The 22,153-nt window shown below is 59.5% G+C and carries 17 protein-coding genes; 3 read left to right on the top strand and 14 right to left on the bottom strand.

What is annotated here, in order from left to right:
• Positions 1-19 precede the first annotated feature (19 nt).
• From aspS to clsB, 3 genes are all read left to right on the top strand, one after another.
• Positions 20-1,807, top strand: coding sequence for an aspartate--tRNA ligase (gene aspS / locus P8T11_RS19000; protein ID WP_277549864.1), 1,788 nt, complete (start codon positions 20-22; stop codon positions 1,805-1,807).
• A gap of 270 nt (positions 1,808-2,077) precedes the next feature.
• Positions 2,078-2,944 carry an endonuclease/exonuclease/phosphatase family protein gene (locus tag P8T11_RS18995; RefSeq protein WP_268080539.1) on the top strand — a complete coding sequence of 289 codons (867 nt, stop codon included), beginning with the start codon at positions 2,078-2,080 and terminating at the stop codon, positions 2,942-2,944.
• Positions 2,941-4,152, top strand: a complete 1,212-nt coding sequence (clsB, locus tag P8T11_RS18990) for a cardiolipin synthase ClsB (RefSeq protein ID WP_259251103.1) — start codon at positions 2,941-2,943, stop codon at positions 4,150-4,152. Before P8T11_RS18995 ends, clsB begins: the two co-directional genes overlap by 4 nt.
• Before the next feature lie 9 nt (positions 4,153-4,161).
• On the opposite strand, the gene P8T11_RS18985 is transcribed toward clsB, so the two are convergent.
• The 14 genes from P8T11_RS18985 to P8T11_RS18920 form a co-directional block, all read right to left on the bottom strand.
• Positions 4,162-5,031: a DMT family transporter gene (locus tag P8T11_RS18985; RefSeq protein ID WP_268080540.1), complete on the bottom strand. Its 870-nt coding sequence runs from the start codon at positions 5,029-5,031 to the stop codon at positions 4,162-4,164.
• Positions 5,032-5,049: 18 nt separating this feature from the next.
• A complete protein-coding gene (locus P8T11_RS18980; RefSeq protein ID WP_268080541.1) occupies positions 5,050-6,402 on the bottom strand; it encodes an MFS transporter in 1,353 nt (450 codons plus the stop codon).
• Between the two features lie 99 nt (positions 6,403-6,501).
• Positions 6,502-7,071 (bottom strand): SRPBCC family protein, encoded by a 570-nt coding sequence (locus P8T11_RS18975; protein ID WP_268080542.1) that lies wholly within the window; start codon positions 7,069-7,071, stop codon positions 6,502-6,504.
• Between the two features lie 110 nt (positions 7,072-7,181).
• Complete coding sequence (locus tag P8T11_RS18970; RefSeq protein ID WP_268080543.1) at positions 7,182-8,210, bottom strand: acyltransferase; 1,029 nt, start codon at positions 8,208-8,210, stop codon at positions 7,182-7,184.
• A 58-nt stretch (positions 8,211-8,268) separates the two neighbouring features.
• The gene (locus tag P8T11_RS18965) at positions 8,269-10,158 is read right to left on the bottom strand and encodes a polysaccharide biosynthesis protein (RefSeq protein WP_268080544.1); all 1,890 of its coding nucleotides are present in this window, start codon (positions 10,156-10,158) and stop codon (positions 8,269-8,271) included.
• Positions 10,148-11,152 carry an MraY family glycosyltransferase gene (locus P8T11_RS18960; protein ID WP_268080545.1) on the bottom strand — a complete coding sequence of 335 codons (1,005 nt, stop codon included), beginning with the start codon at positions 11,150-11,152 and terminating at the stop codon, positions 10,148-10,150. The genes P8T11_RS18965 and P8T11_RS18960 overlap by 11 nt, the downstream gene beginning before the upstream one ends.
• Complete coding sequence (locus P8T11_RS18955; protein ID WP_268082321.1) at positions 11,149-12,339, bottom strand: glycosyltransferase family 4 protein; 1,191 nt, start codon at positions 12,337-12,339, stop codon at positions 11,149-11,151. Before P8T11_RS18955 ends, P8T11_RS18960 begins: the two co-directional genes overlap by 4 nt.
• Positions 12,340-12,395: 56 nt before the next feature.
• Positions 12,396-13,631, bottom strand: coding sequence for a glycosyltransferase family 4 protein (locus P8T11_RS18950; protein WP_268080546.1), 1,236 nt, complete (start codon positions 13,629-13,631; stop codon positions 12,396-12,398).
• Between the two features lie 2 nt (positions 13,632-13,633).
• The gene (gene asnB, locus P8T11_RS18945; RefSeq protein WP_268080547.1) at positions 13,634-15,556 is read right to left on the bottom strand and encodes an asparagine synthase (glutamine-hydrolyzing); all 1,923 of its coding nucleotides are present in this window, start codon (positions 15,554-15,556) and stop codon (positions 13,634-13,636) included.
• Positions 15,557-15,646: 90 nt separating this feature from the next.
• The gene (locus P8T11_RS18940) at positions 15,647-16,183 is read right to left on the bottom strand and encodes an acyltransferase (protein WP_268080548.1); all 537 of its coding nucleotides are present in this window, start codon (positions 16,181-16,183) and stop codon (positions 15,647-15,649) included.
• A gap of 9 nt (positions 16,184-16,192) precedes the next feature.
• On the bottom strand, positions 16,193-17,155 hold the full coding sequence (locus P8T11_RS18935; RefSeq protein ID WP_268080549.1) for a Gfo/Idh/MocA family protein: 963 nt from the start codon (positions 17,153-17,155) through the stop codon (positions 16,193-16,195).
• A gap of 23 nt (positions 17,156-17,178) precedes the next feature.
• A complete protein-coding gene (locus P8T11_RS18930) occupies positions 17,179-18,303 on the bottom strand; it encodes a DegT/DnrJ/EryC1/StrS family aminotransferase (protein ID WP_268080550.1) in 1,125 nt (374 codons plus the stop codon).
• A gap of 86 nt (positions 18,304-18,389) precedes the next feature.
• The gene (locus P8T11_RS18925; RefSeq protein WP_268080551.1) at positions 18,390-20,690 is read right to left on the bottom strand and encodes a D-glucuronyl C5-epimerase family protein; all 2,301 of its coding nucleotides are present in this window, start codon (positions 20,688-20,690) and stop codon (positions 18,390-18,392) included.
• Positions 20,687-22,120, bottom strand: a complete 1,434-nt coding sequence (locus tag P8T11_RS18920; protein ID WP_268080552.1) for a glycosyltransferase family 4 protein — start codon at positions 22,118-22,120, stop codon at positions 20,687-20,689. Before P8T11_RS18920 ends, P8T11_RS18925 begins: the two co-directional genes overlap by 4 nt.
• Positions 22,121-22,153: the final 33 nt, after the last annotated feature.

Genomic DNA, 22,153 nt, shown 5'->3' with positions numbered 1-22,153 from the left:
CACAACGGAGTCATCCCGCATGCGTACCTGCTACACCGGCCAGGTTTGCCGTGACCATCTCGGCCAGACCGTCACCCTGTACGGCTGGGTGAACCGCCGCCGCGACCACGGCGGGGTCATCTTCATCGACTTGCGCGACCGCGCGGGCCTGGCCCAGATCGTGTTCGATCCGGACAACGCCGCCTTCGCCACCGCCGAGCGCCTGCGCAATGAATTCTGCGTCCGCGTCACCGGCCTGGTGCGCGAGCGTCCGGCTGGCACTGCCAACAGCGAACTGGCTTCGGGCGAAATCGAAGTGCTGTGCAAGGAAGTCGAAATCCTGAACGCGTCGGTCACGCCGCCGTTCCAGCTTGACGACGACAACCTGTCGGAAACCACCCGCCTGACGCACCGCGTGCTGGACCTGCGCCGCCCGCAAATGCAGCGCAACCTGATGCTGCGTTACCGCGTGTCGATCGAAACGCGCAAGTTCCTGGACCAGTTGGGCTTCATCGACATCGAAACCCCGATGCTGGCCAAGAGCACGCCCGAAGGCGCGCGCGACTATCTCGTGCCCTCGCGCGTGAACGCCGGCCACTTCTTCGCGCTGCCGCAGTCGCCGCAGTTGTTCAAGCAGATGCTGATGGTGTCGGGCTTTGACCGCTACTATCAGATCACCAAGTGCTTCCGCGACGAAGACCTGCGCGCTGACCGCCAGCCCGAGTTCACCCAGATCGACTGCGAAACCTCGTTCCTGAACGAGTTCGAGATCCGTGAAATCTTTGAAAACCTGATCCGTCACGTCTTCAAGGTCGTGCAGGGTGTGGACCTGGCTTCGCCGTTCCCCATCATGCCGTGGACGGAAGCGATGCGCCGCTACGGTTCGGACAAGCCGGACCTGCGCGTGAAGCTTGAATTCACCGACATGACCGACGTCATGCGCGACGTGGACTTCAAGGTGTTTGCCGCCGCCGCCACGGCGCCCGGCAGCCGTGTGGTCGCACTGCGCGTGCCCGGCGGCGCCGAAATGTCCCGCAGCGAAATCGATGCCTACACGCAGTTCGTCGGCATCTATGGCGCCAAGGGCCTTGCCTACATCAAGGTCAACGAAGTGGCCAAGGGCCGCGACGGCCTGCAATCGCCCATCGTCAAGAACCTGCACGACGCCGCGCTGGCCGAACTGGTCAAGCGCACCGGCGCGCAAGATGGCGACATCATTTTCTTCGGCGCGGATCGCGAGAAGGTCGTCAACGACGCCATCGGCGCGCTGCGCGTGAAGATCGGCCACAGCGAATTCGGCAAGAAGACGGGCCTGTTCGAAGCCGGTTGGCAGCCGCTGTGGGTGGTTGACTTCCCGATGTTCGAATACGACGAGGAAGACGGCCGCTACACCGCCGCCCACCACCCGTTCACCAGCCCCAAGGACGGCCACGAAGACTTCCTGGAAACCGATCCCAGCAAGGCCTTCGCCAAGGCTTACGACATGGTGCTGAACGGTTGGGAAATCGGCGGCGGCTCGGTCCGTATCCACCGCGAAGAAGTGCAAAGCAAGGTGTTCCGCGCGCTGAAGATCGGCGCCGAGGAAGCCCAGGAAAAGTTCGGCTACCTGCTGGACGCGCTGCAGTATGGCGCGCCTCCGCACGGTGGTATCGCGTTCGGCCTGGACCGCATCGTCACGATGATGACCGGCGCCGAATCGATCCGCGACGTGATCGCCTTCCCGAAGACGCAACGCGCTCAGGATCTGCTGACGCAAGCGCCTTCCGAAGTCGACGAAAAGCAGTTGCGCGAGTTGCACATCCGCTTGCGTAACGTAGAGGCTAAGTAAGCCCCCCCCGAGGCGCCGGGGGCGCCTCCCCCCAGGGGGGCGCCTCGCGGGACCGGCGGAGCCGGATCCTCGGCGGCCCGGCTTGTGGGGCGGCATGGGCTTGCGGCGGGTTGTGTTCTTGGCTGCGTGGCTACTTGTGAGTGTTTTGTCGCGGCAGGGCGTGGCTGAATTGGAGTAATCTGGCAGACGCCGCTTTGTTGGCGGTGCTTGCTGGGGCTGCTTTTGGGCCTGGCTTGTGGTTCCTCTGCTTTCAAAGGCGCCATCGCTTTTATGTCGCTCATCCGTGTCGTCAGCTACAACATTCACAAGGGCCGTTCGGCATCGGGTCGGCTCGACTCCCTGAATGAGCTTCGCTTGGGCCTTTATGGCCTGCGCCCGGATCTTGTCTTCCTGCAGGAAGTCCAGGGTCGCAACGAGCAACGATCTCTGCTCCACGCGCAACACGAATCGCTTGCCGCCGCCTTGCGGCTGGACGTGGCTTACGGCCGCAATGCCATTCGCCACGCCACGGACCATGGCAACGCGCTGCTGTCGCGCTTTCCCATTCTTGATCACGAAAACCTCGACATCTCCGACCACCGCCTGGAGCAACGCGGCCTGCTGCATGCGCGCATCGACGTGGGCGACCGCCCGGTGCATTGCTTTGTGGTGCATCTGGGCCTGTTTGCGGGCAGCCGCACGCGCCAGGTGCTGGCGTTGACCGAGCGTATCCGGCGCATGGTGCCTGACGGCGAGCCCATTCTGATCGCGGGAGATTTCAACGATTGGAATGATCGCCTGGCGCCGCTGTTCGTCCAGCAGTTGGGGCTGTATGAAGTGTTTTCCCATGCGCCGCGCAGCCATGGCGGTGAATTGCCGCGCTTGCGCGATTCGGTCAAACGGCTGAGCAACGCGCTGCGCGGCTTGCCCAACGGTGGCCTGTCCGTGATGGAACGCACCAACCAGCTGGGCATGGGTGGCAGCGCGCGCATGCTGCAGCCGCCGCCCCGCACCTTTCCCGCCGTGTTTCCGTGGTTTCGCCTGGACCGCATCTACCAGCGCGGGTTTGCCGTGCGCAGCGCGCGTGTGCTGCGGGGCCGGGAGTGGGCGCGGCTGTCGGATCATTCTCCCTTGCTGGCGGAGCTGGAACTTCCGTGAAGACCGAGCAGGTCAAGCTGGAATGGACGGACGGCAACAACATCCGCTTGTTGCAGAACGGCGCCGACTTCTTCCCCGCGCTGTGTTCGGCCATCGACGCCGCGCAGGTCAGCGTGCATCTGGAAACCTATATTTTCATGGTGGATCGCACCGGCTCGCAGGTGCTGGAGTGCCTGACGGCGGCGGCGCGGCGCGGCGTGAAAGTGCGGGTGGTGCTGGATGGCTTCGGCAGCGCGATGAACGTCGAACACGTGCGCGCGATGCTGCTGGACGCAGGCGCCCAATGCCGCATCTTCCGGCCTGAACCGCGCTGGTTCGCTCGCTTTATTCCGTCGCGCAGCCGGCTGCGACGGCTGCATCGCAAGGTCACCATTGTGGATGGACGCATAGCGTTCATCGGCGGCATCAACGTCATCGACGATTACGATGATTTGGATCCCACGGACGGCATCTCCGCGCCGCGCTTTGATTTCGCGGTGCAAGTGGAAGGACCGCTCGTCACCGAAGCGGCCTATGCGCAGGACTTGCTGTGGGTGCGCTTGAACTGGGCGCGGTTGCGGCGCCATCCGCGCGACTGGAGCCGCATGCGGCTCACCAAGCCGCACCATGCGCCGGTTGAACCTTGCGGCACCTTGCGCGCGGCGCTGGTGCTGCGTGACAACCTGCGGTATCGCCAGACGTTCGAACGCGCGTATCTGTATGGCATCACGCAGGCGCGTCGCGATATCTTGATCGCCAACGCCTATTTCTTTCCGGGACGCCAATTCCGCCGCGCCCTGGCCAAAGCGGCGGCGCGCGGCGTGCGGGTGCGGCTGCTGCTGCAGGGTAAGGTCGAATACCGCATGCAGTACCACGCCACCCGTTCCCTGTACGACCAACTGCTGCGCGACGGCATCGAAATCTTCGAGTACATGCCGGGATACCTGCACGCCAAAGTTGCCGTCATTGATAACGTGGCCACGGTGGGCTCGTCCAACCTGGATCCCTTCAGTCTGCTGCTGGCGCGCGAGGCCAACGTGGTCGTCGACAGCCAGCCCTTTGCGTGGGACCTGCAAGAACGCCTGGAAACGGCCATCCGCGAAGGCGGCCGCTTCATCAGGCCCTTGGATTACCAGCGCCGGGGATGGTTGCGGCGCTGGGTGGACGCGGTGTCTTACACGCTGCTGCGTATAGGTGTCGCGTTGACGGGCTCGTCCGACAAATACTGAAGCGTCTGCTCACGCGCGGCGCTTGATCAGCCCCAACGCCAACGCGGTCCCGATCAAAATGATGGCGGCCCCCAGCGCGATGGACGGGGTAATGCTCTCGTCCAACAACCACGCGCCCCACACTACGCCGAAGATCGGCACCAGGAAGGTGACGCTGACGGCGCCGGTCGGCCCTACGTTGGCGATCAGCCGGAAGAAGATGATGTAGGCCGCGCCCGTGCAGACGACAGCCAGCAAGATCGTGGAGATCCAGGCGGTCATCGACGCGGGCGTCTCCGGCCAGGCGGATATCGCCAGCGGCAGCAGCACGAGCGACGCGGCGATCATGCTGCCCGTGGCGCTGGCCAAGGCGTCTACGCCGGTCAGGAATCGCTTGGTCCAGTTGGCGGCGATGCCATAGAACACGGGTGCCGATACGGCGGCAAGCACGGCGGGTCCGGTGCCCCCGGTCTGGAAGTTCAGCTTGTCCCACACCAGCACGATGATGCCCACGAACCCGATCAACAGGCCCAGCGACCGCATCCACGGCAACCTGTCTTTCAGCCACAGCCACCCGACGACCGCGCCCCATACCGGCGTCACGGCGTTGGCCACCGACAGGAAGCCCGCGCCCAGCGATTGCGCCGCATAGGCATACAGCAGGAAGGGCACGGCGGCGTTCAAGGTGCCCACCACCAGCAGCGCCTTCCAGTGCCGCGCAATCAAGGGCAGCTTGCCGCGCCAGATGGCCGCTGGCAGCAGGAACAACGCCGCCAGGCCAACACGCAGCTCAATCAGGGCGATGGGCCCGAAGTCCTGCACGGCAAGGCGCATGAACAGAAAAGAGCCGCCCCAGACCGCCGCCAGCAGCAGCAGGTCCAACAGATTGCGTTGACGCATGATGTGTCTCGGTTTGCCTTATTTCCGGCCAGTGACCAGATTCTTCATCTTGACCCGATACGCAAGCAGCGCGCAGGCCAGGGACAGGACAATACACAAGACCAGGCCGGCCCGCACTCCGTTTAGTACCGTGCCGTGTGAAATCATGATGCCCACCAGCGCGGTCCCCAACGCACTGCCGATTGCGCGCGTGGTCTGGACCAGCGCCGACGCCACGCCCACGTCGCGGCGTTCGCTCAGCATCTGCATGAAGAGCGTCAGGTTCGGAAGCAGGAAGCCAAGCGCGCACCCGTTGACGAAGAAGGCGGCAAGAATCCACCAGGCCGAGGTCCCGGGCGAAATCAACAGCACCATCAGCGTACCGGCCGCCAGCAGCAGGCCGCCGAACACCATCAGGCGTTGCGGTTCGGTCTGCTTGGGAAACATCCGGCCATTGATGATGCTGCCCACCGAAATCGCGGCGACCAGCGGGGTCAGCAGCAACCCCGCTTCGCTGGGCGAGTAGCCCAGCACCTGCTGCAACAACAGCGGGCTATAGAAGATCAGCACAAACATGACCGCGCCCACCATCATGGCGGCCAGGTTCAGCAGGCGGGATTCCTGCCCGGCCAGCACGCGTAGCGGAAAAATGGGGGACTTTACGCGGCGTTCAGTGGGAATCAGGATGGCGATGGCGGCCACGCCAACCACCGCCAACATGGCACCCAGCAGGGGATGAGCATGTTCGCCCTGGGCAAACGCCAGTTCCAGCGCCGCCAGCGGGGCGCCCACGGCCAGGACCAGGAGGATGGCGCCCACCCAGTCGATCTTGCGGCTGCCGTCATGAATGGGGCGGATGCGGGGAAAGTACCGGGCCAGCAGAAAGAATGCGCCCGCCGCTGCAATCGGAGAAATGAAGAATGCCGCGCGCCATCCCAGCGCTTGCGTCGCCGCGCCGCCCAACACCGGCCCGATCCCGCTGGCCATGGCAAACGCCGCGGACACCAGTGCCATCCAGCGCACCCGCTGCTTGGCATCGGGAAACAGGTCGGCCGGCGCCGCGAAAGCGGTGGCGATCATCATGCCGCCGCCTACCCCTTGCAAGGTGCGGAACACGATCAACTGGGTCATGGACTGCGCCAGTCCACAGGCAATGGAGCCCAGCGCGATGATCAGCACGGACACCAGCATCAAGGGCTTGCGGCCGAACATGTCGCCCAGCCGGCCAAAGATCAGGATGGACGCCGCGGTGGCCAGCAGATAGCCGGTGCCGACCCAGGCGTAGAGCGCCATGCCGTTCAGGGCCTCGGCCACGCGAGGCAGGGTGGTGCTGATGATGGTGGAATCCAGCGCGGCCAGCACCACCGTCGCCGACACGCCCGCCATGGCCATCAGCAAGTCTCGTCGAGAGCGAGGGGATTCGGCGGCTGGCTGTGTCGGTGGCGGCGGCGGAGTCATGCCGCCTAGGATATCACCGGCGCACTAGGGTTTTCACTTGTAAAACGAGTGATAACCCCAGAAAACCGCGATGACCAGAACTACCAGCGCCCATGACCACCGGGAATTGGACAAGCCGCGGGGTTCGGGTTCGGGAGGAGGGGGCGGCGGCGCGACGCGCGGCTGGGCCGCCATGTGGTCGATGAAGGCGGCAAAGAACTTCTGGATGATCTTGTCGCCAGCTTTCAGCAGCAGGCCTTCCCCGCATTCAGCCAGCTTGCCCCCGGCCATGCCAGCCACCGTGTAGGCGACGCGGGTGCCCTGGTCCTTGGTGCTGAGGTTGACCTGCGCCGTACCGATGGCCAGGCAGGCCGCGCGGCCCTTGCCTTCGAAGACCAGCGTGCAACTGTCAGGGGCGTTGACGTCCGAGAGCAGGATCTCGCCCTCGTAGTCGGTGTCGATCCCCGCGATGTTGGCCCGCAAGGTGACGGCGTATTCGGTAGGGCTGCGCATCGCAACTTCCACGCAGCCCGGTATGCACTTCTGCAAGACTCTCGGGTCAGTCAACGCATCCCATGTCTGGTGTTGCGTTGAAGGAATCCATTGGGCATCGGCAATGCGCATGGCTGTCTCCTTGGAAGAGTTATGTGGTCATTCTTGCTCTAAAGAGAGATTTTGGCTACTCCGACGTCGTTTAATTCGGTCTGATGACGCATTTCACCGGGTGGCCAGGATCAGCAGAATTTCCGGACCACCGGGATCAGGCGCAGTAGATAGGCCACCGCAAAGGACAGGATCAGCGTTGCTACGAAGGTCAGTGGCAGATCATATTTGAGTCGCATTAGTCCGGGCGTGTAGATCGGGTAAAGTCGGCGGAGCGTTTCCATGAAGATCGGATGAATCACATAGACTAGCAGCGTCATAGGTGCCAGGAAACTGACAAAGCGGCGCGGTTCGGATTTTGACCGAAGAAGTAGCCAGCCAAAGATGCCTAGCGAGAACGCATACACTGTCGGGCTGAAATATAGAAAGAAGAACAGCCCCCAGGGACCGGGCACATAATGCATGATTTGCGTGCCGATGACCGTGGCCAGATAGGCGACTACCGTGATGGCGCCGTAAGGCAGGTTCGGACGGTACCGATACAAATAAAAACCCATCAGAAAATAGCTGATATAGGGCCAGGAAAAGGTCGAACCGTTGGGCGTGTAGCGCCCCGAAAACACGCTCCAGCAGAAACTCACCAATGTGACCAATGTTGTCACGATGACGGCCATCTTAATGGTGGCTTCCGGCAATATTTCAACGGCACGCGACAACAGCGGCGCAATCAAATACAGGCCAATGATCAGGTAGAAGAAATACAAGTGGTAATAGGGCTGACCATCCAGAATCGATGTCCAGAAAGCGGGCCACGTAAAACTGCCCAGAGCCACTTTCGTCCAGATGCCATAGAGAATGGTCGCGGCGATTAACACGGCGAGTAGTCGGGGCACACGCCGGCGCAATATGTCTGGATACTGTGTCTTGGGCGAACCCAGCAACAGTGCCCCACTGAGCATGACGAACACCGGCACACACCAGTGTGTTAGCGAGCTGATGACATTACCCAGGAACCACCATTTTTCGCTGATCTGGTCGCCCATATAAAAAGGGCGGGCCGAGACGTGGAGCAGCACCACGGCTGCACAGGCTATGACGCGGATCAAATCGAGGCGCGTGTCCTTTGCTTGGACCGGCTTGTCGGTGTGGGAAGTAGTCAAGGTCGTGCTCGCGAATTGGCGGATTGCAGGGTTTAGGAAGCCAGGCTCTGCAGTGGCCCTACTGTTGAGTTGCGATGGATCCCCGTAGTGCTACGGTCATCAAGAGTTCGCGGGCCTTGTTTGAATCCTGAGCGGCGATATGCTTCCGCAATTCCTTCAAATGGGCCTCAAGTATGCCTGAGTCGAGATTCAGTTCAATCGCCTTCTTAATCTTGGGATGCGGCGTAGGTTGGGCATTTTCGTCTGAAATTAGTAACTCTTCATACAGTTTCTCGCCAGGACGAAGTCCGGTCACCGCAATCTCGATATCGCCTTCCAGATTCGCATTTGTGCGTTCGGTCTGGCCGGCCAGTCGGATCATCTTACGCGCCAGATCCAGGATCTTTACGGGCTCTCCCATATCGAGCAGAAATACTTCGCTGCCGTGCGCCATGCTGCTTGCTTGAATAACAAGTTCAACCGCCTCATGGATGGACATGAAGTATCGAGTCACCTCCGTATGCGTGACGGTGACGGGTCCGCCTTGCGCAATCTGTTCTTTGAACAGGGGAATGACGGAACCGCTCGATCCCAGCACGTTGCCGAACCTGACGGCGGAGAAATGTTGGCCGGTACCCGCAGCGTTGGCGCGGTTCGCGAAGTCCTGCACGATCAGCTCTGCCCAGCGCTTGGTGGCGCCCATGACGTTCGTCGGCCTGACGGCCTTGTCAGTGGAGATAAGCAGGAACGTTTCGACGCTATTCAAAAAGGCGGCCTGCGCGAGGCTGTGTGTTCCTATCACGTTGTTGCGGGCGCCTTCGATCACATTGGCTTCGACCAATGGCACGTGTTTGTGCGCCGCGGCATGGTAAATCGTGTGCACGCCGTGATGCTTCAGCAGGTGGGTGATAGTCGGATAGTCTTCGGCAGACCCAAGGTAGGCGCGCACATCGAAATCCGCTATCGAGCGTATGACTCGGTCTATCTGATAGAGCGCATATTCGTTGGCCTCCAGCATCAATAATTGCCGCGGCCGCCGGGCGGCGATCTGGCGGCATAATTCTGATCCAATGGAGCCCCCAGCGCCCGTCACGAGCACGACCTTGTCACGAATGCACTTGCTCAGGAGCGCGGGGTCGGCCACCACGGCGTCGCGCCCCAGCAAGTCACCGATATCCACTTCCCGCAGCATATTCACAAGGTGCCGGCCGCTAGCGATATCCGATAGCGCCGGCAATACTCGCACGCGTACAGGGTATTGTTCGAGAAAGGCCAGGATCTCCTTGCGGCGCACATGTGACACCCTCGGCACGGTAACGATGACGTCGTGGATGTCGAATTGCTCGGTCAGGTAAGACAACTGGGTCGGCGCATAGACGCGCAAGCCGCCAACGTCCTTGCCTTGCAGCGCACCGTTGTCATCAAGAAAACCCGCTGGAAAGAACTCGCGCCCCTGTCGCAGCGTGGCGGCAAGCTGTCGACCAGCATCGCCCGCACCATAAATCAGCACTTGTCTGCCGGCGAAGCGTTCGCGCACGGGCAACCACAGCATCCATCTGGCAGTGAATCGGGCGCCGCCGATGAAAACCACGCCTAGTAGCCAATACAGCACGGGCACTGCTCGAGGCACGCCTCCCGCGCCCGTCATTTGTGTCATGAAGGCGAGAACCGCCCAGATCAACGCAGCGAGGGTCATGCCCTTCATAATCGACCACAGGGCGTGTTCGCCCATGTATCGGATCACTGAGCGATACAGCCCAGCCTTCAAAAATATCGGTAGCGCGATCAGCGGTGCGACCAACATCAGGAACGCCTGTTCGCGATTGGGCAGAAACCACTCCCCAAAGCGCAGGGCATAGGCAGCCCAGACCGCAAACGTCAGCAGGCAGATGTCGCCTGCAAGCATGAGCGCTTGCTTGAGCGGCCTGCTCAGATGGACGATATGTCGGCCGATATATTCAGGCAGCATCGGGTCGCCCTCCACCCACACGGACTACGCCCACCACCAGGGGGACATAGGCGAACAGAATGAAGAGGGATTCGAACTTGTCCCAATAAATACTGAGAAGCGCCAAAGGAAGGATCCACAAGACGTTGAATGCGACGGCGAACGCGACGACGGGGCGATGACCCTGCCAGCGGCGCGAAAGCCGTTGATACGCATGGCTGCGGTGAGCCTCATGCCACCGTTCTCCGCGAGCAATGCGCGTTAAGAGTGTGATGGTGGCATCCGTGAAAAAAATCGCGCCAAGTATTGCCCAAGTGGACGGATATAGCCAGCCCTGTCTGACCGAAAATACGGCGAATGCAAGAATCATGAACGCCAGGTAGGTGCTCCCCACGTCGCCCATGAAAATTTTCGCGGGTGGCCAATTCAGCAAGAGAAAACCGACGATGGCGGCCACGAGCGAGACCATCCATATCCATGCTGGATTCGATGCTGCCTCAGGCGCGTTCAGGAAGGACAGCATGGTGGCCGCGCCCAGCATGAATATCCCCTGTGTTGCGGCGATTGCGTCAATGCCGTCCATGAAATTGAACAGGTTGATCCACCATACGCCAAGCGCGAGCAGCAGGGCAAGACCGAGCCAGCCGACGGCTGATGGCCATATCTGCGCAGGCATCATGGCCAGGATCAACAGTCCGCAGCACGCGAATTGCACCGCCAAGCGTGAACGCGCGGTCAGAGAATACAGGTCGTCCAGGAAACCGATTACAGCAATGACGGATGACAGCGCCAGTACATATGCGCCCGTCGGCCATGCGTATCGCCATGCCAGCCAGGTGCCTACGAGCAACCCCGCCGCAAAGATGCCGGCACCGCCACCCCGAGGAGTGCGCTTTTGATGCGAAGATCGGACGTTGGGCTCATCGATCAAACGCAGGCGGTCTGCGTGCCGGATCAGCGCGTACGCGATCAGGTAGGCGATGACGCCGGCCAACAGGGCAACGGCAATCGTCATGTCTTCGTCCGTTTGGCAGGGCGACGCTCTGGCGCGCCCAACAGGATGCGAACCATCTTTTCACGCGAGGCGGCGGCGGAAAAATGCTGCCGCACATAGGCCAAACCCGCCTCACCCATCTCGGCACGCTTCTCAGGCGATTGCGCCAGATGCTCAACCCACGCCGCCAGGGCTGCCGAATTATTCGGCTCAAAGCAGTAACCCGCACGCCCCTTCGCCATGATCTGTTCGGCCTCACCCCTGATCCCGCACAAGACAGGCAGACAGCAAGCCATATAGTCCAGCAGTTTGGTGGGGATGGCGCCATGGAACAGCGGAATGTCCAGCAGCGTCGTCAGGCCGATATCCGCCGCGCTAAGGTAATGCCGAGCCTGGTCCTTGGGAACGGGATCAAGCAGCTGGACATTGCCAAGGCGTTCGGCGGTAATGCGGGACAACGTTTCGTTTTTTTTGGCGCCATCACCCACCAGCACGAATAATAGATCCTTCCGGTTCTCCAGGAGCTTGGCTGCGTCGAGGATGACGGCCATATTGTTGGCAACCCCTAGGGCGCCGAAATACATAATGATTGTCTTGTTATTCCATCCGTGGCGAGCTCGGACCTGCTCCCGGCCGTGCGCGTCGGGGTGCAGGCGATCAAAGTCCACCCCGCAGGTCACGACCTCGACTTTCTCCGACGGCCAGCCTCGATCGACAATATCCTTGCGGATCCCTTCGGTGAGCGCAACGATCACGTTTGAATGATTGTATAGAAACCGTTCCATCCAGGCCATGAGCGAAATCATCTTCCTGTTTCGCAGCACGCCCATTTCCACAGCGGAAGAGGGCCACAGGTCGCGCACCTCAATCACGAAAGGAATGCGCCGTAGTTTGCACACCAGCGCTACCGTGAACATCGGCATGAGGGGAGGAGAAGACGCCAGCACAATATCCGGCTTGCGGATGGACAGCAACCCTAGCGGGCAGGAAATCGAAAACGAGATGAAGTTGAGGATGCGGCCGAACACATTGCGTTTTTTTTCCACGTATGTATACGTGCGCAATACCTGGACGCCACCGTCTTGTTCCATGCGGAACAGGCGGCGGTACCAAGGCACTGGATTCAAGGTGCGATCCATGTAGCCGGCCTCACCGGATACTACGGAAACGTCGTGATCGACAGCCATATGCTGAGTCAGCTCATACACAAGCGAGTGACCTGGCGCGTTATGCCCTTGATAGTACTGATAGACGACAGTTATCTTCACCGAAATGCCTCGAAAATCGAGATCAGCTTTCTTTCTTCTTGTTCCCAACAGAGCTGATTACGGGCACGCGCGGCATTTTGACGCCATTGGACTAGACGATCTGACTTGGCAAAGCAATTATCGATCCCCTGCGCGATCGATGCCTCGGAGCCGAAATCTGTGGTCAGGCCCAAATTGAATTCATTCACGATACGACTGATTTCGGGAAGATCGCTGGCTAACATGGGAAGTTCAGCAGCCACATATTCAAACAGCTTGTTCGGCGTGCAATAGCGGTTGTTTAAACAGGAGGCCAGGTAGGGGATCACCCCCAAGTCCGCATCAATGGTGTACTCAGGTAGTGCATGTTGCGGCACGGCCGGGTGAAAATAAACCCGATTCTCTAGATGCAGCGAACGCACCATGCGTTTGAGGTAGCGCGTGATTTGCCCATCCCCCAGCAGGACCAAGTGTACGTCTTGTGTCTTGACCTTGGCCATTGCCCGTACCAGGGTGTCAATATTGCGCCCGGCCGACAGGCCGCCTTGCATTAATAGGATACGTGCGTCATCGGGCAATCCAAGCTGCCTTCGAAGCTTGCCTTTGGCGGGCGATGGGGATTCGAGATACGCCGCGTTATAGATGACGTTGACCGGATTTTCCAATTCGTAGCGCGTTTCGAGTTCGCGCGCGATGGATGGGTTCACGGTGATGACCGCGTCACAGGCGCCGATGTGTTGGCCTTCGATATGGCGCCACCGTTTTCGTTCGGAATTCGAGAATTCCTGTTCGGCAAAGAGCTCGTGGCTGTCATACACGAGCCGCGCGCCACAGGCGTGGGCAGCGCGATGGGCCACGGCCAGCATCGGCAAGTCATGCGCCACGAATACCGTGGGCCGGAACTGAAGTGCCGATGCGCCATACAAGCGTTGGTAGAACTGTTCCTGGTCGACAACGTAGCTCCACGCGACCTGCTTGGCGAACCGCATCAACCGCCCGTTCATCGGCAGCAGGGAGCGGATGACGCGGTAGGCGTCCAGGATGAAGCTCTCACGCGAGGGCGTGCCGGTGTTGCCCGCTCCCACCCGAATGACATCCAGCCCTGCGGGTAGCGGGGCCGGTGCATCTTCGGGCATCGCGATAAGCGTCACTTGCCAACCGCGTGCGCGCAGGCTCTGGGCTTCCTGGAGAATCCGCCGGTCAATTTGTCGGTCCGCCGTGAGCATTACCACTGACGGAGACGAAACCGTCATCGTCACACTCCGGCCGGTTTCATGTCACCATCGATGAAGATGCGGTGCCACAATTCCAAGCACAGCAGGCCCCACACCACACGGCCGAACTCGCGTTCGTTTTCCAAGACGCGTTCAATTTGAGCGACGTCGTACAAGCCGCGTTGGCGCGCATTGGGCGACAACAGGATGCTACGCACGAAGTCTCGCGCCACGCCCTTGGTCCATTGTGCGAGCGGTGTGGGGAAGCCCATCTTGTCCTTGCGATCAAAAATCGGCTGCGGGACGGTATTGCGCACGGCTTCCTTGAATAAATGCTTCATCCGGCCGCCCGCGAATTTGATGTTGGGCGGAATGCGGGCCATGAATTCGACGATTCGGTGATCCAGCAGCGGCACGCGCGACTCCAGCGAGGCAGACATGCTGGTGCGGTCTTCAACGTGTAGTAGCGCCGGCAGCGAACCCTTCAGGTCGAAATACGTCATCTGGTTGATGAGCGAATGCAGGCCCTTGCGATTGAAGATCTCTTGCATCGACTCAAAGGGCGAATAGCTGCCGCCGGTGACGTCAGATGTAAACAGCTGCGTCATGCCCTCGCTGCGGTCCAGCAGCTTGAAGTAGCGCTTGTCTGGCGACTCGAACAGGCCGTCGCTCCAAAGCCCTTGCAGCATCGGCCGGTAGGTCTGCAGCAACGGCAGGTTGGGGACGATGGATTCCAGCGACACGGCGTACTGCTGGTTGTGCGCGGTCTCGTAGATGGCGCCCGACAGGCACTGCTCAAGATAAGCGACCAGATAGCGCGCATAGCCGATGAAGAGCTCGTCGCCGCCTTGGCCGCCCAAGACGACCTTGACGTGTTGCGCGGCCAGGTGCGACACATAGTATTGAGGAATCACGCCCGGGCCGGCTAGCGGCTCGTCCATGTAGTACATCAGTTTGGGCAATATGTCCGGCAGTTCCTTGCCCTGGATGAAGATCTCGTGATAATCAGCGTTTGACGCTTGCGCGACCAGTTTGGCGTAGCCCGTCTCGTCGTATTGCGGTCCTTCGGGAAAGGCACCTGTAAACGTCTTGAGTCGTTCTCCGCTAAGCAGGCTTGAAGACAGGCTCACGACCGTGCTGGAATCCAGTCCTCCGGACAGATGCGCGCCCAGCGGTACGTCCGAGCGCAGGTGCATGCGCGTGGCATCCTCGATCAGGCCAGCCAGATGATCCACGAACCAGCGTTCGTCGTGCGAGTGGTCGATGTCGTAGTTGACGTCCCAGTACTCGCTTTGGTTGAGCTTAAGCTTGTCACCATCGAAGGTAATGGTCAGCTTCCAGCCCGGCTTGAGCTTCTGGACCTGATCGAACAGCGTCTTTTCACCCAGACAGAACTGAAAGGTAAGGTAGTCCTTCAGGCCTGCCGCATCGGATTTCGCTTGCACCGCGCCGGTAGCCAGGATGGCCTTGATCTCCGACGCGAAGACAAAGTTCGAACCATCGTAATAGTAGTAAAAGGGCTTGATGCCGACGCGGTCGCGTGCGCAGAACACGCGGCGATTCTTGCGGTCCCAGATGGCAAACGCGAACATGCCCAACAAACGATCCAGACAGCTTTCGCCCCATTCCCGGTAGGCGTACAGCAGCACTTCCGTGTCGGAGTACGAACGGATCGGATGCCCTTTCGCGATGAGTTCGCGGCGCAGTTCCAGGTAGTTGTAAATCTCGCCGTTGAAAATGATGGTAAGGGCGCCATCGGTCGTCGTCATCGGTTGGCGGCCATGTTCCGGATCAATAATTGCCAGCCTTGCGTGGCCAAAACTCAGGAAGCTATCGGCGCGCTCTTCCATCTCGACACCGTTTCCGTCTGGACCGCGGTGGCGGATGGTGTCAAGCAGTTGTTCCATGGGCGGCCATTCGGCGCGCCCTTTACTTGTCGAGAGAATTCCAATAATTCCGCACATGGCTATATGGCTTAAGCAAAAAGGGCCGCTCCATCAGGATCGGCCGCAAAATTGATTGTCAGGACATCGCGTTCGCGGCGCCCCGGTTTATCAGGCAGGCGGCTGTTCCACGCGATTGCCATCGGCATCCACCCATCCAATCACTTGGGCAGGGTTGCCGGCGACCAACGCGTAATCGGGCACGTCACGAGTGACGACCGCGCCCGCACCAACGAGAGCGAAACGTCCGACGGTCACGTTGGGCAGGATGATGGAGCCCGCACCCAGCGCGGCGCCGTAGCAAATACGGATCGGGCCGACGACCCAATCCGCATTCCCTTTGAGAGAGCCGTCGGGCGCAATGGCGCGCGGTTTCTTGTCATTGGTCAGAATAACGTGCGGGCCGACGAACACGCCGTCTTCCAGCTCGGCGCCGTGATAAATCGAACAATTATTCTGGATCTTGCAGCGCGAACCGATGCGCACATCGAAATCGATGTAAACGTTCTTCCCGACGATGCACTCGCTGCCGAGCGTTACGCCCTCACGCACCTGTGCGTAATTCCAGATTTTGGTGCCGTCACCGATATCGGCCTTGGCCGAGACTTCCGCGGTGGCATGAATGAAGAATTTCTTTTCGCTGGTCACAATGCTTTCCTAGGCTTGGAGGGCGATTCGAAGCGCTTGAATGGCAAACGAGTTGTCGATCTGTTCGCCGTTGTTAATGGCGCGAACGAAGTAGGAAATCTGTTCCTTCAATGGCTCGCGTTTGGCGACCTGAATCTCGACGAGGTCCGGCTCCATGTATTTCAGTACGTAGTCCGAGTACCCCGTAATGTGGCCGGGTTCATCGCGGTATTTTTCGTAGTTGCTCTTATAGAACTGAATCTTCTGGTTGATGTAATCCATCTCCAGATAGCCATCGGTGCCAGTGATGTTCAATTTGCGAATCTTCACCGGCGTGATCCAGTTGGCTTGCACGTAAGCGGCAGCCGAAGGATAACGGAGGAAGAACTCTACGGAGTCTTCACGCAATTCGATGTGGTTGCGGCGCTTGTCCGAGGTCACATCGGTCGGGAATTCGTCCAGCAGATAGCTGACGATATCCAGATCGTGGATCGCCAGATCCACGGCGATATTCGCGTCGCGGATTTGCGGCGGGAAAATGCCGACGCGGCGCGCCATGATGGAAACGACGCGGCCGATCTCATTGTTGCGCAGCAGTTCCTTGACCTTCACGACGGCGGGGTTGAAGCGCTCGATGTGACCGATCATCAACTGCACCCCTTGTTCCTTTGCGAAAGACTGCAATTGCAGGCCTTCCTCGACGGTGGGAGCGATGGGCTTTTCGAGCAGAACGTGCTTGCCGCGGCGCAGGCATTCCGTTGCAACGCTGGCGTGCAGCGTGGTCGGAACGCAGATCGACACTGCATCGATTTCGCACTCGTCCAGCATCTTGATGTAGTCGTCGAATGCCTGGCAGTTGTACAGCTTGGCGATCGAATTGACGGTTTGCGTCGAAGAGTCGGCGACGGCCACCAATTCCGTCAAGCCAAGCTCGTGCACGGCTCGGGCGTGGTTCTTACCCATGTTGCCGACGCCGATGATTGCGTATTTCATGTCATGCTCCAGTGGTGCGGACGTCAGGCGCTCAGAACGGCGCTGACCGTGTCCACAACTTCGGCGATTTCGCTGTCAGTCATATAGGGGAACAACGGCAGGTTGATCACATGGCTGCACAGCCACGCCGCCGTCTCGCCGCCGGCTTGACCCTTAAGGTAGGCTGCCGCGCCGGGTTGCTTGGACAAGGGCGAGGGGTAGATATTGCCAAAGCCGATTTGCTTTTCCTTCAGCGCGGCTTCCAGGCGCGCCTTGACGGCCAAGTCGTCCACGAAGCTCACGTTGCAGTAACCATTTTCTTCGTAACCGGCCGGTGCATCTGCAACGGTAAAGCTCGGGAAACGATTCCCAAGTTTTTCGCGATAGAGGTTCGCGGAGGCGCGGCGCGATTCAAGGCGCGCGTCAATGTGATCCAAGCTCAGGTTCAGGAAGGCGGCCTGCAGCGAATCCAGGCGGGAGTTCCAACCCACGTCGCCGTGGCCGTAATGGGCGGTGCGACCATGGTTGGACAGTCGGCGCACCGTGTCGGCCAACGTCTTATCTTCGCAGAACACGGCGCCGCCGTCTCCAGCCGCGCCCAGCACTTTTGCCGGGTAGAACGAGGTGGTCGCGATGTGGGCGCCCTTGAAAATGGAATCGCCGTCGACCTTCACGCCATATGCCTGAGCGGAGTCTTCGATCAGTGCAACACCCGCATCGCGGCACAGCTTGCGCAGTTCAGCCAGACGAGCCGTGCCCCAGCCGTACAGGTGCACCACGATGACGGCCTTGGGCTTGACCGTGCCGAGCAATTCGGCAACCAGGTCCACGTCCAGGCTTTGGTCTGCCTTGTTGCAGTCAACCGTGTACGGCGTGGCGTTGACGTTCACAACGGCTTCGTAAGTCGCCCAGAAAGTGAGGTCCGGCACCAGCACGATATCGTCACGGCCCACACCAACGGCGCGCAATGCCAGTTGGAGGGCGTCGGTGCCGTTCGCGCAACTCACCACTTCGCGGGCGCCCGTGGCTTCACGGAGTCGCTCTTCCAGTCGAGAAACGCTCTGTCCGCCAATAAACTCGGCTCGTGCCGACATCTCCGCGACCTGGCGTTGCCATGCTTCCTGAAAACCCGACTCGAAGCGGCGCAAGTCTATAAAGCTGACTGCCATTTAGGTAACTCCAAACAAAAATTTGTGGATATGTTGCTGATTAAACTGGGATTGGCACAGTGTCGATGTGTCAAAGAAGGTACGGGTCAATGACAGCTCGACGTGTCGATGTTCTTCCAAAGCGCCTTCTCGTCTACACCGACCATCGCCATGCTGCCGCCATGTTCGGCGCCAAATGGTATGCCGTTCAGAAACATCAGCAGTCGGCCATCGGGAGCGCGGAAAAAGCTCATGCCATATCGATAGTCGTCCCACCTTCCCGGGTTTGCACCCAAGACGTAGAAGGGCGATTTTGAAACGTCGATCAACGTCGAGTCAGCTGCTCGACACATGACTCTCCATTCAATCCGACCAGGCGCTAGGAAGCGTTCCATCATGAAGAAGTCCTTTCGGCTGGGCAGGCGCGCGAGGGTATAGAAACCCGAATGCAATCGGGCGCGTGCACTGGCAATGGACTTAGGAAGGGTCCATGATAGACGATCCAGGGACTGCATTTCCATCACGTGGAAGGACTCCCCATCCTTGATCGTATAGGCGATATGGTAGTACTCGCCGTCATGCCAAAGGATGGGAGCCAGACCGCCTTCGCTGGCGACGCGTCGCGGCGGCGTCCAGGTCTTGAGGTCGGCGGATTCGGCGAGCATGACCGCGTCGTAGTGGCCATCGCGGTCATAGTCCGCGGAGAACACCATGACGTATAGCTCGTGCATCTTGTCGTATTGGACAGATGGAAACGCGTAACTTCCGTGGAATTCCAAGTGGGCCTCGTCAAGAACCTGCTCGGACGGCCCCCAGGTCTTGCCTTGGTCGTTGGATGTTGCATGCATGATCCGCCAGCGGCTGTCTTCCCCAATGGCGGAATAGTAGAGCTGCCAAAGGCCATCCGCCACCAAGACGCTCGGGTATTCCGTGTGCCAGGCTTCGGGGCCATGCTCGGTCGGTGCTTTGAATTGCATGGGTTCCCCAAGCAGCCAACGCGTGCGCGGACTTGCGTCGTAGACACCAGGTGTCAACGATGTCGAATTCTCGAACCGGCGGGCCGCGCGTTGCAGAACAGGCGAATGGCCTGCCTGGCCAAGCAAGCTCACCAACAGGTAGTTGTCGGTGAAATAAGCAGGCTCGACCGGCGGCGGGACGGATTGCGCATCCTGGAAAGCGCCGAGAACTTCCGCGGATATCGGAAAACTGAGGGTCTGTTGCGTGCCTTGCATCGCAATTTTTCCCACCGGGAGATATTCCTTGCCTGTATACAACTGAACGAGCACTTCGCCCGACTGCAAGTCGTCAACTTGCAACTCCAGGGTGGCGGATTGTTTCAGGGCCTCTGGTGTCACTGAAAACGTAAAAGGCGCGTGGTTATATTCGCCTTGTTTAGGAACAAAGCTTCTGTATTTTCCCAAAGAGCTTTCCTTGGGTTCGCTCCAGTTTTGGAATTTTGGATTAAACCAAAGGAAGGCGTCCGTGGAACGGTCGGCATCTTCTGATTGGCCCACTTGCAGCGTCAGTGGATCACCCTTTTCCGGTTTGAATGAAATTTTACGGACATTGAAAGGCGTGTCCGACAAGAGACGAAACAGCAATTCATTTCGGTGTGGCGCCAGGGAATAGGCGGACACGACTTCCGGATAGGACGCATCCACGACTTGATAGCGTGCAATATTGCTATTCCACCAAGCATAGGCGGATTTAATCGTGCTGGCATAAGCGTTGTCGCCGCTGACTTTCGCGTAATCCTGTAATGCCAGCGTGGCTAGCGCGGCACCGTTCAAGACATGCGTGGGCGTGGCGACCGGATACTCTTCGAAATTTATCGATCCGTCAGCCTCCTTGCGCAAGAATCCACCGTTCTCGATGGGAACCAGATAGCTCTTCGCGATATTCCGGGCAGCCTTCAGATAACGCGGTTCCTTGGTGGCCTGATATAGCCAGGTGTTGAGCGACAAACCCAGCCCTTGCGCCAGGCCTGATATCCAAGGGGCTTTCAGCTTGTACGGCCAGGACGTGGAATAGTCCCAGCGGAATTCAAACCACGTCGCATTCTGCCGCGTGACCGCGTATTGGTCCAACAGGGCAGCTTGTGTTTTCGCCAGCACGACATCTTTGCGCAACAGCGCGTCCAGCCCCTTCATGGCGATCAGGGTGGGCGACTCATCAAGAATCCTGGCATCGCCAGTTTCCTTGGTCACCATTTCGACCTTGCGTTGGTACACCGACCATTGGTTTGGCGACATCTCCATGAACTGCTGCATCCACAGACCGGCGCGCTGAGCGTGGGCGGTTGACGCAAACAGCAAAAAGATAGCGGCGATCATCAACAGACTGGTCCAACGGACTTCCCGGCCGGCTCGCAACAGGCGTCCGGGCACGTGGGCGTTCGTTGTCATCATGCTTTTCCTTGGCCGAGTACGCGTTCGTAAATGCCAAAGAGCTGGGCTTCCTGGGCCTGCCATGAATATTTGTACTGTGCTGCCTCAAGGGCCGGCTTGAAGCGCGCAGCGCCGCCTACCTCCGGGTCGAACATGGCATTGATCGCCGCCGACAGGGCGTCCAGCGACTTCATGTCTGCAACCAGGCCGACTCCATCCGTGGTGATGACATCCCGCAAATAAGGGAGGTCGTTGGCGATGATGGGCAAGCGCGACTGAACGAATTCAAACAGCTTATTCGGCGAGCAGAACCAATGGTTCAAATCTACCGGTTGATAGGGAATGATGCCGGCGTCGGCCGACGCGGTCCAATACAACAGTTCGACTTGGGGAACGGCATTTTTAAAATGCACCCGGTCCAGCACGTTGACCTCTTCGGCGATTTTGGTCAGGTCTTTGACGAGATCACCGTAACCCATGAAGACCAGATGCACGTCGGGCTGGACATTGACTAGGGCGCGCACCAGATCTTGCAAGCCACGGTCGGGCGACATCCAGCCCTGAAATAGCAGAATTTGCTTGTCCGAGGGAATGTTCAATTCTTCTCTGAACAAGTTGCGCGGCCGATCATGAAGGTCATCGAAAGGATCGATGGCATTGAGAATGACGTCCGGGGCCGTGATGTCATAGCGCCGCGCGAATTCTTGCGCTAGATGAGGATTGACCGTGATCACTGCGTCGCAATGCTTGATCAGTTTCTTTTCCACGCGCCCCAGGCGCTTTTGTTGCTCTGGCGTGAGTGTGCAGATTTCGGGATACAGCTCGTGGGCGTCATAAATCAAGGGGACATTCAACTCGCGCGCCGCGTTTACACCCGCTTGCAGCTGCGGTAGGTCGTGCGCGTGGACGACATCTGCATTGAAGAATTTGGCCCGCTCGACCAGCGTGGCGTCTCGGCTGGTCACGCGTGCAATGCGACGGATGACGCGAAGCGTGAACGCCAGCAAGCGATTGGAAATCACGGCGGCAAGCCAGAAACAACGCCAGGTGACGTGCATGGCGATGGACTGCGCGCGGCCGGTGATGCGAGTCAGGCCTGGCGAATTCGGTGTGGGCCGGCGGGGGTGAATAGCACGCCACGTCATGCGGCGCAGAAACGACAACGCCTTGAACGGCAGTGAGGCCACTTTGGAGCTCAAGCGTTGGCCAACGGTCGACCCCGCGTTGACGAGTTCGATAAAGCGGCCGTGAATGCGGACGATGATGACTTCGATCAAACGCTGACGGCTGGTCGAAAAAGTGACGCGTTCAACTTTTACTCCCTCGATAACCTCGTGCGGCGCCAGGTTTTCACCAGGAGCTGACAACAGGATTACCTCATTGTTACGAGCGATCAGTGACTTTGCTTCCTGGATGATGCGGCGGTCAATTTGCACATCATCGGTCATCATTAGTATTCGCATGGAAATAATCTGCCGATCTAT

The organism is Achromobacter spanius, assembly GCF_029637605.1.
Taxonomy (GTDB): Bacteria; Pseudomonadota; Gammaproteobacteria; order Burkholderiales; family Burkholderiaceae_B; genus Achromobacter; species Achromobacter spanius_E.
The sequence above is the reverse complement of the archived record's forward strand: the minus strand, read 5'-3'. Positions and strand labels throughout refer to the sequence as shown.

Excerpts from the sequence above, each read along its gene's own strand:
- P8T11_RS18920 (WP_268080552.1), bottom strand. The coding sequence starts at position 22,120 with ATGATGACCGATGATGTGCAAATTGACCGCCGCATCATCCAGGAAGCA.
- P8T11_RS18995 (WP_268080539.1), top strand. The coding sequence starts at position 2,078 with ATGTCGCTCATCCGTGTCGTCAGCTACAACATTCACAAGGGCCGTTCG.
- P8T11_RS18985 (WP_268080540.1), bottom strand. The coding sequence starts at position 5,031 with ATGCGTCAACGCAATCTGTTGGACCTGCTGCTGCTGGCGGCGGTCTGG.
- P8T11_RS18930 (WP_268080550.1), bottom strand. The coding sequence starts at position 18,303 with ATGGCAGTCAGCTTTATAGACTTGCGCCGCTTCGAGTCGGGTTTTCAG.
- asnB (WP_268080547.1), bottom strand. The coding sequence starts at position 15,556 with ATGTGCGGAATTATTGGAATTCTCTCGACAAGTAAAGGGCGCGCCGAA.
- P8T11_RS18935 (WP_268080549.1), bottom strand. The coding sequence starts at position 17,155 with ATGAAATACGCAATCATCGGCGTCGGCAACATGGGTAAGAACCACGCC.
- P8T11_RS18925 (WP_268080551.1), bottom strand. The coding sequence starts at position 20,690 with ATGATGACAACGAACGCCCACGTGCCCGGACGCCTGTTGCGAGCCGGC.
- P8T11_RS18975 (WP_268080542.1), bottom strand. The coding sequence starts at position 7,071 with ATGCGCATTGCCGATGCCCAATGGATTCCTTCAACGCAACACCAGACA.
- P8T11_RS18980 (WP_268080541.1), bottom strand. The coding sequence starts at position 6,402 with ATGGCCATGGCGGGCGTGTCGGCGACGGTGGTGCTGGCCGCGCTGGAT.
- aspS (WP_277549864.1), top strand. The coding sequence starts at position 20 with ATGCGTACCTGCTACACCGGCCAGGTTTGCCGTGACCATCTCGGCCAG.
- P8T11_RS18950 (WP_268080546.1), bottom strand. The coding sequence starts at position 13,631 with ATGACGGTTTCGTCTCCGTCAGTGGTAATGCTCACGGCGGACCGACAA.
- P8T11_RS18965 (WP_268080544.1), bottom strand. The coding sequence starts at position 10,158 with ATGCTGCCTGAATATATCGGCCGACATATCGTCCATCTGAGCAGGCCG.
- P8T11_RS18960 (WP_268080545.1), bottom strand. The coding sequence starts at position 11,152 with ATGACGATTGCCGTTGCCCTGTTGGCCGGCGTCATCGCCTACCTGATC.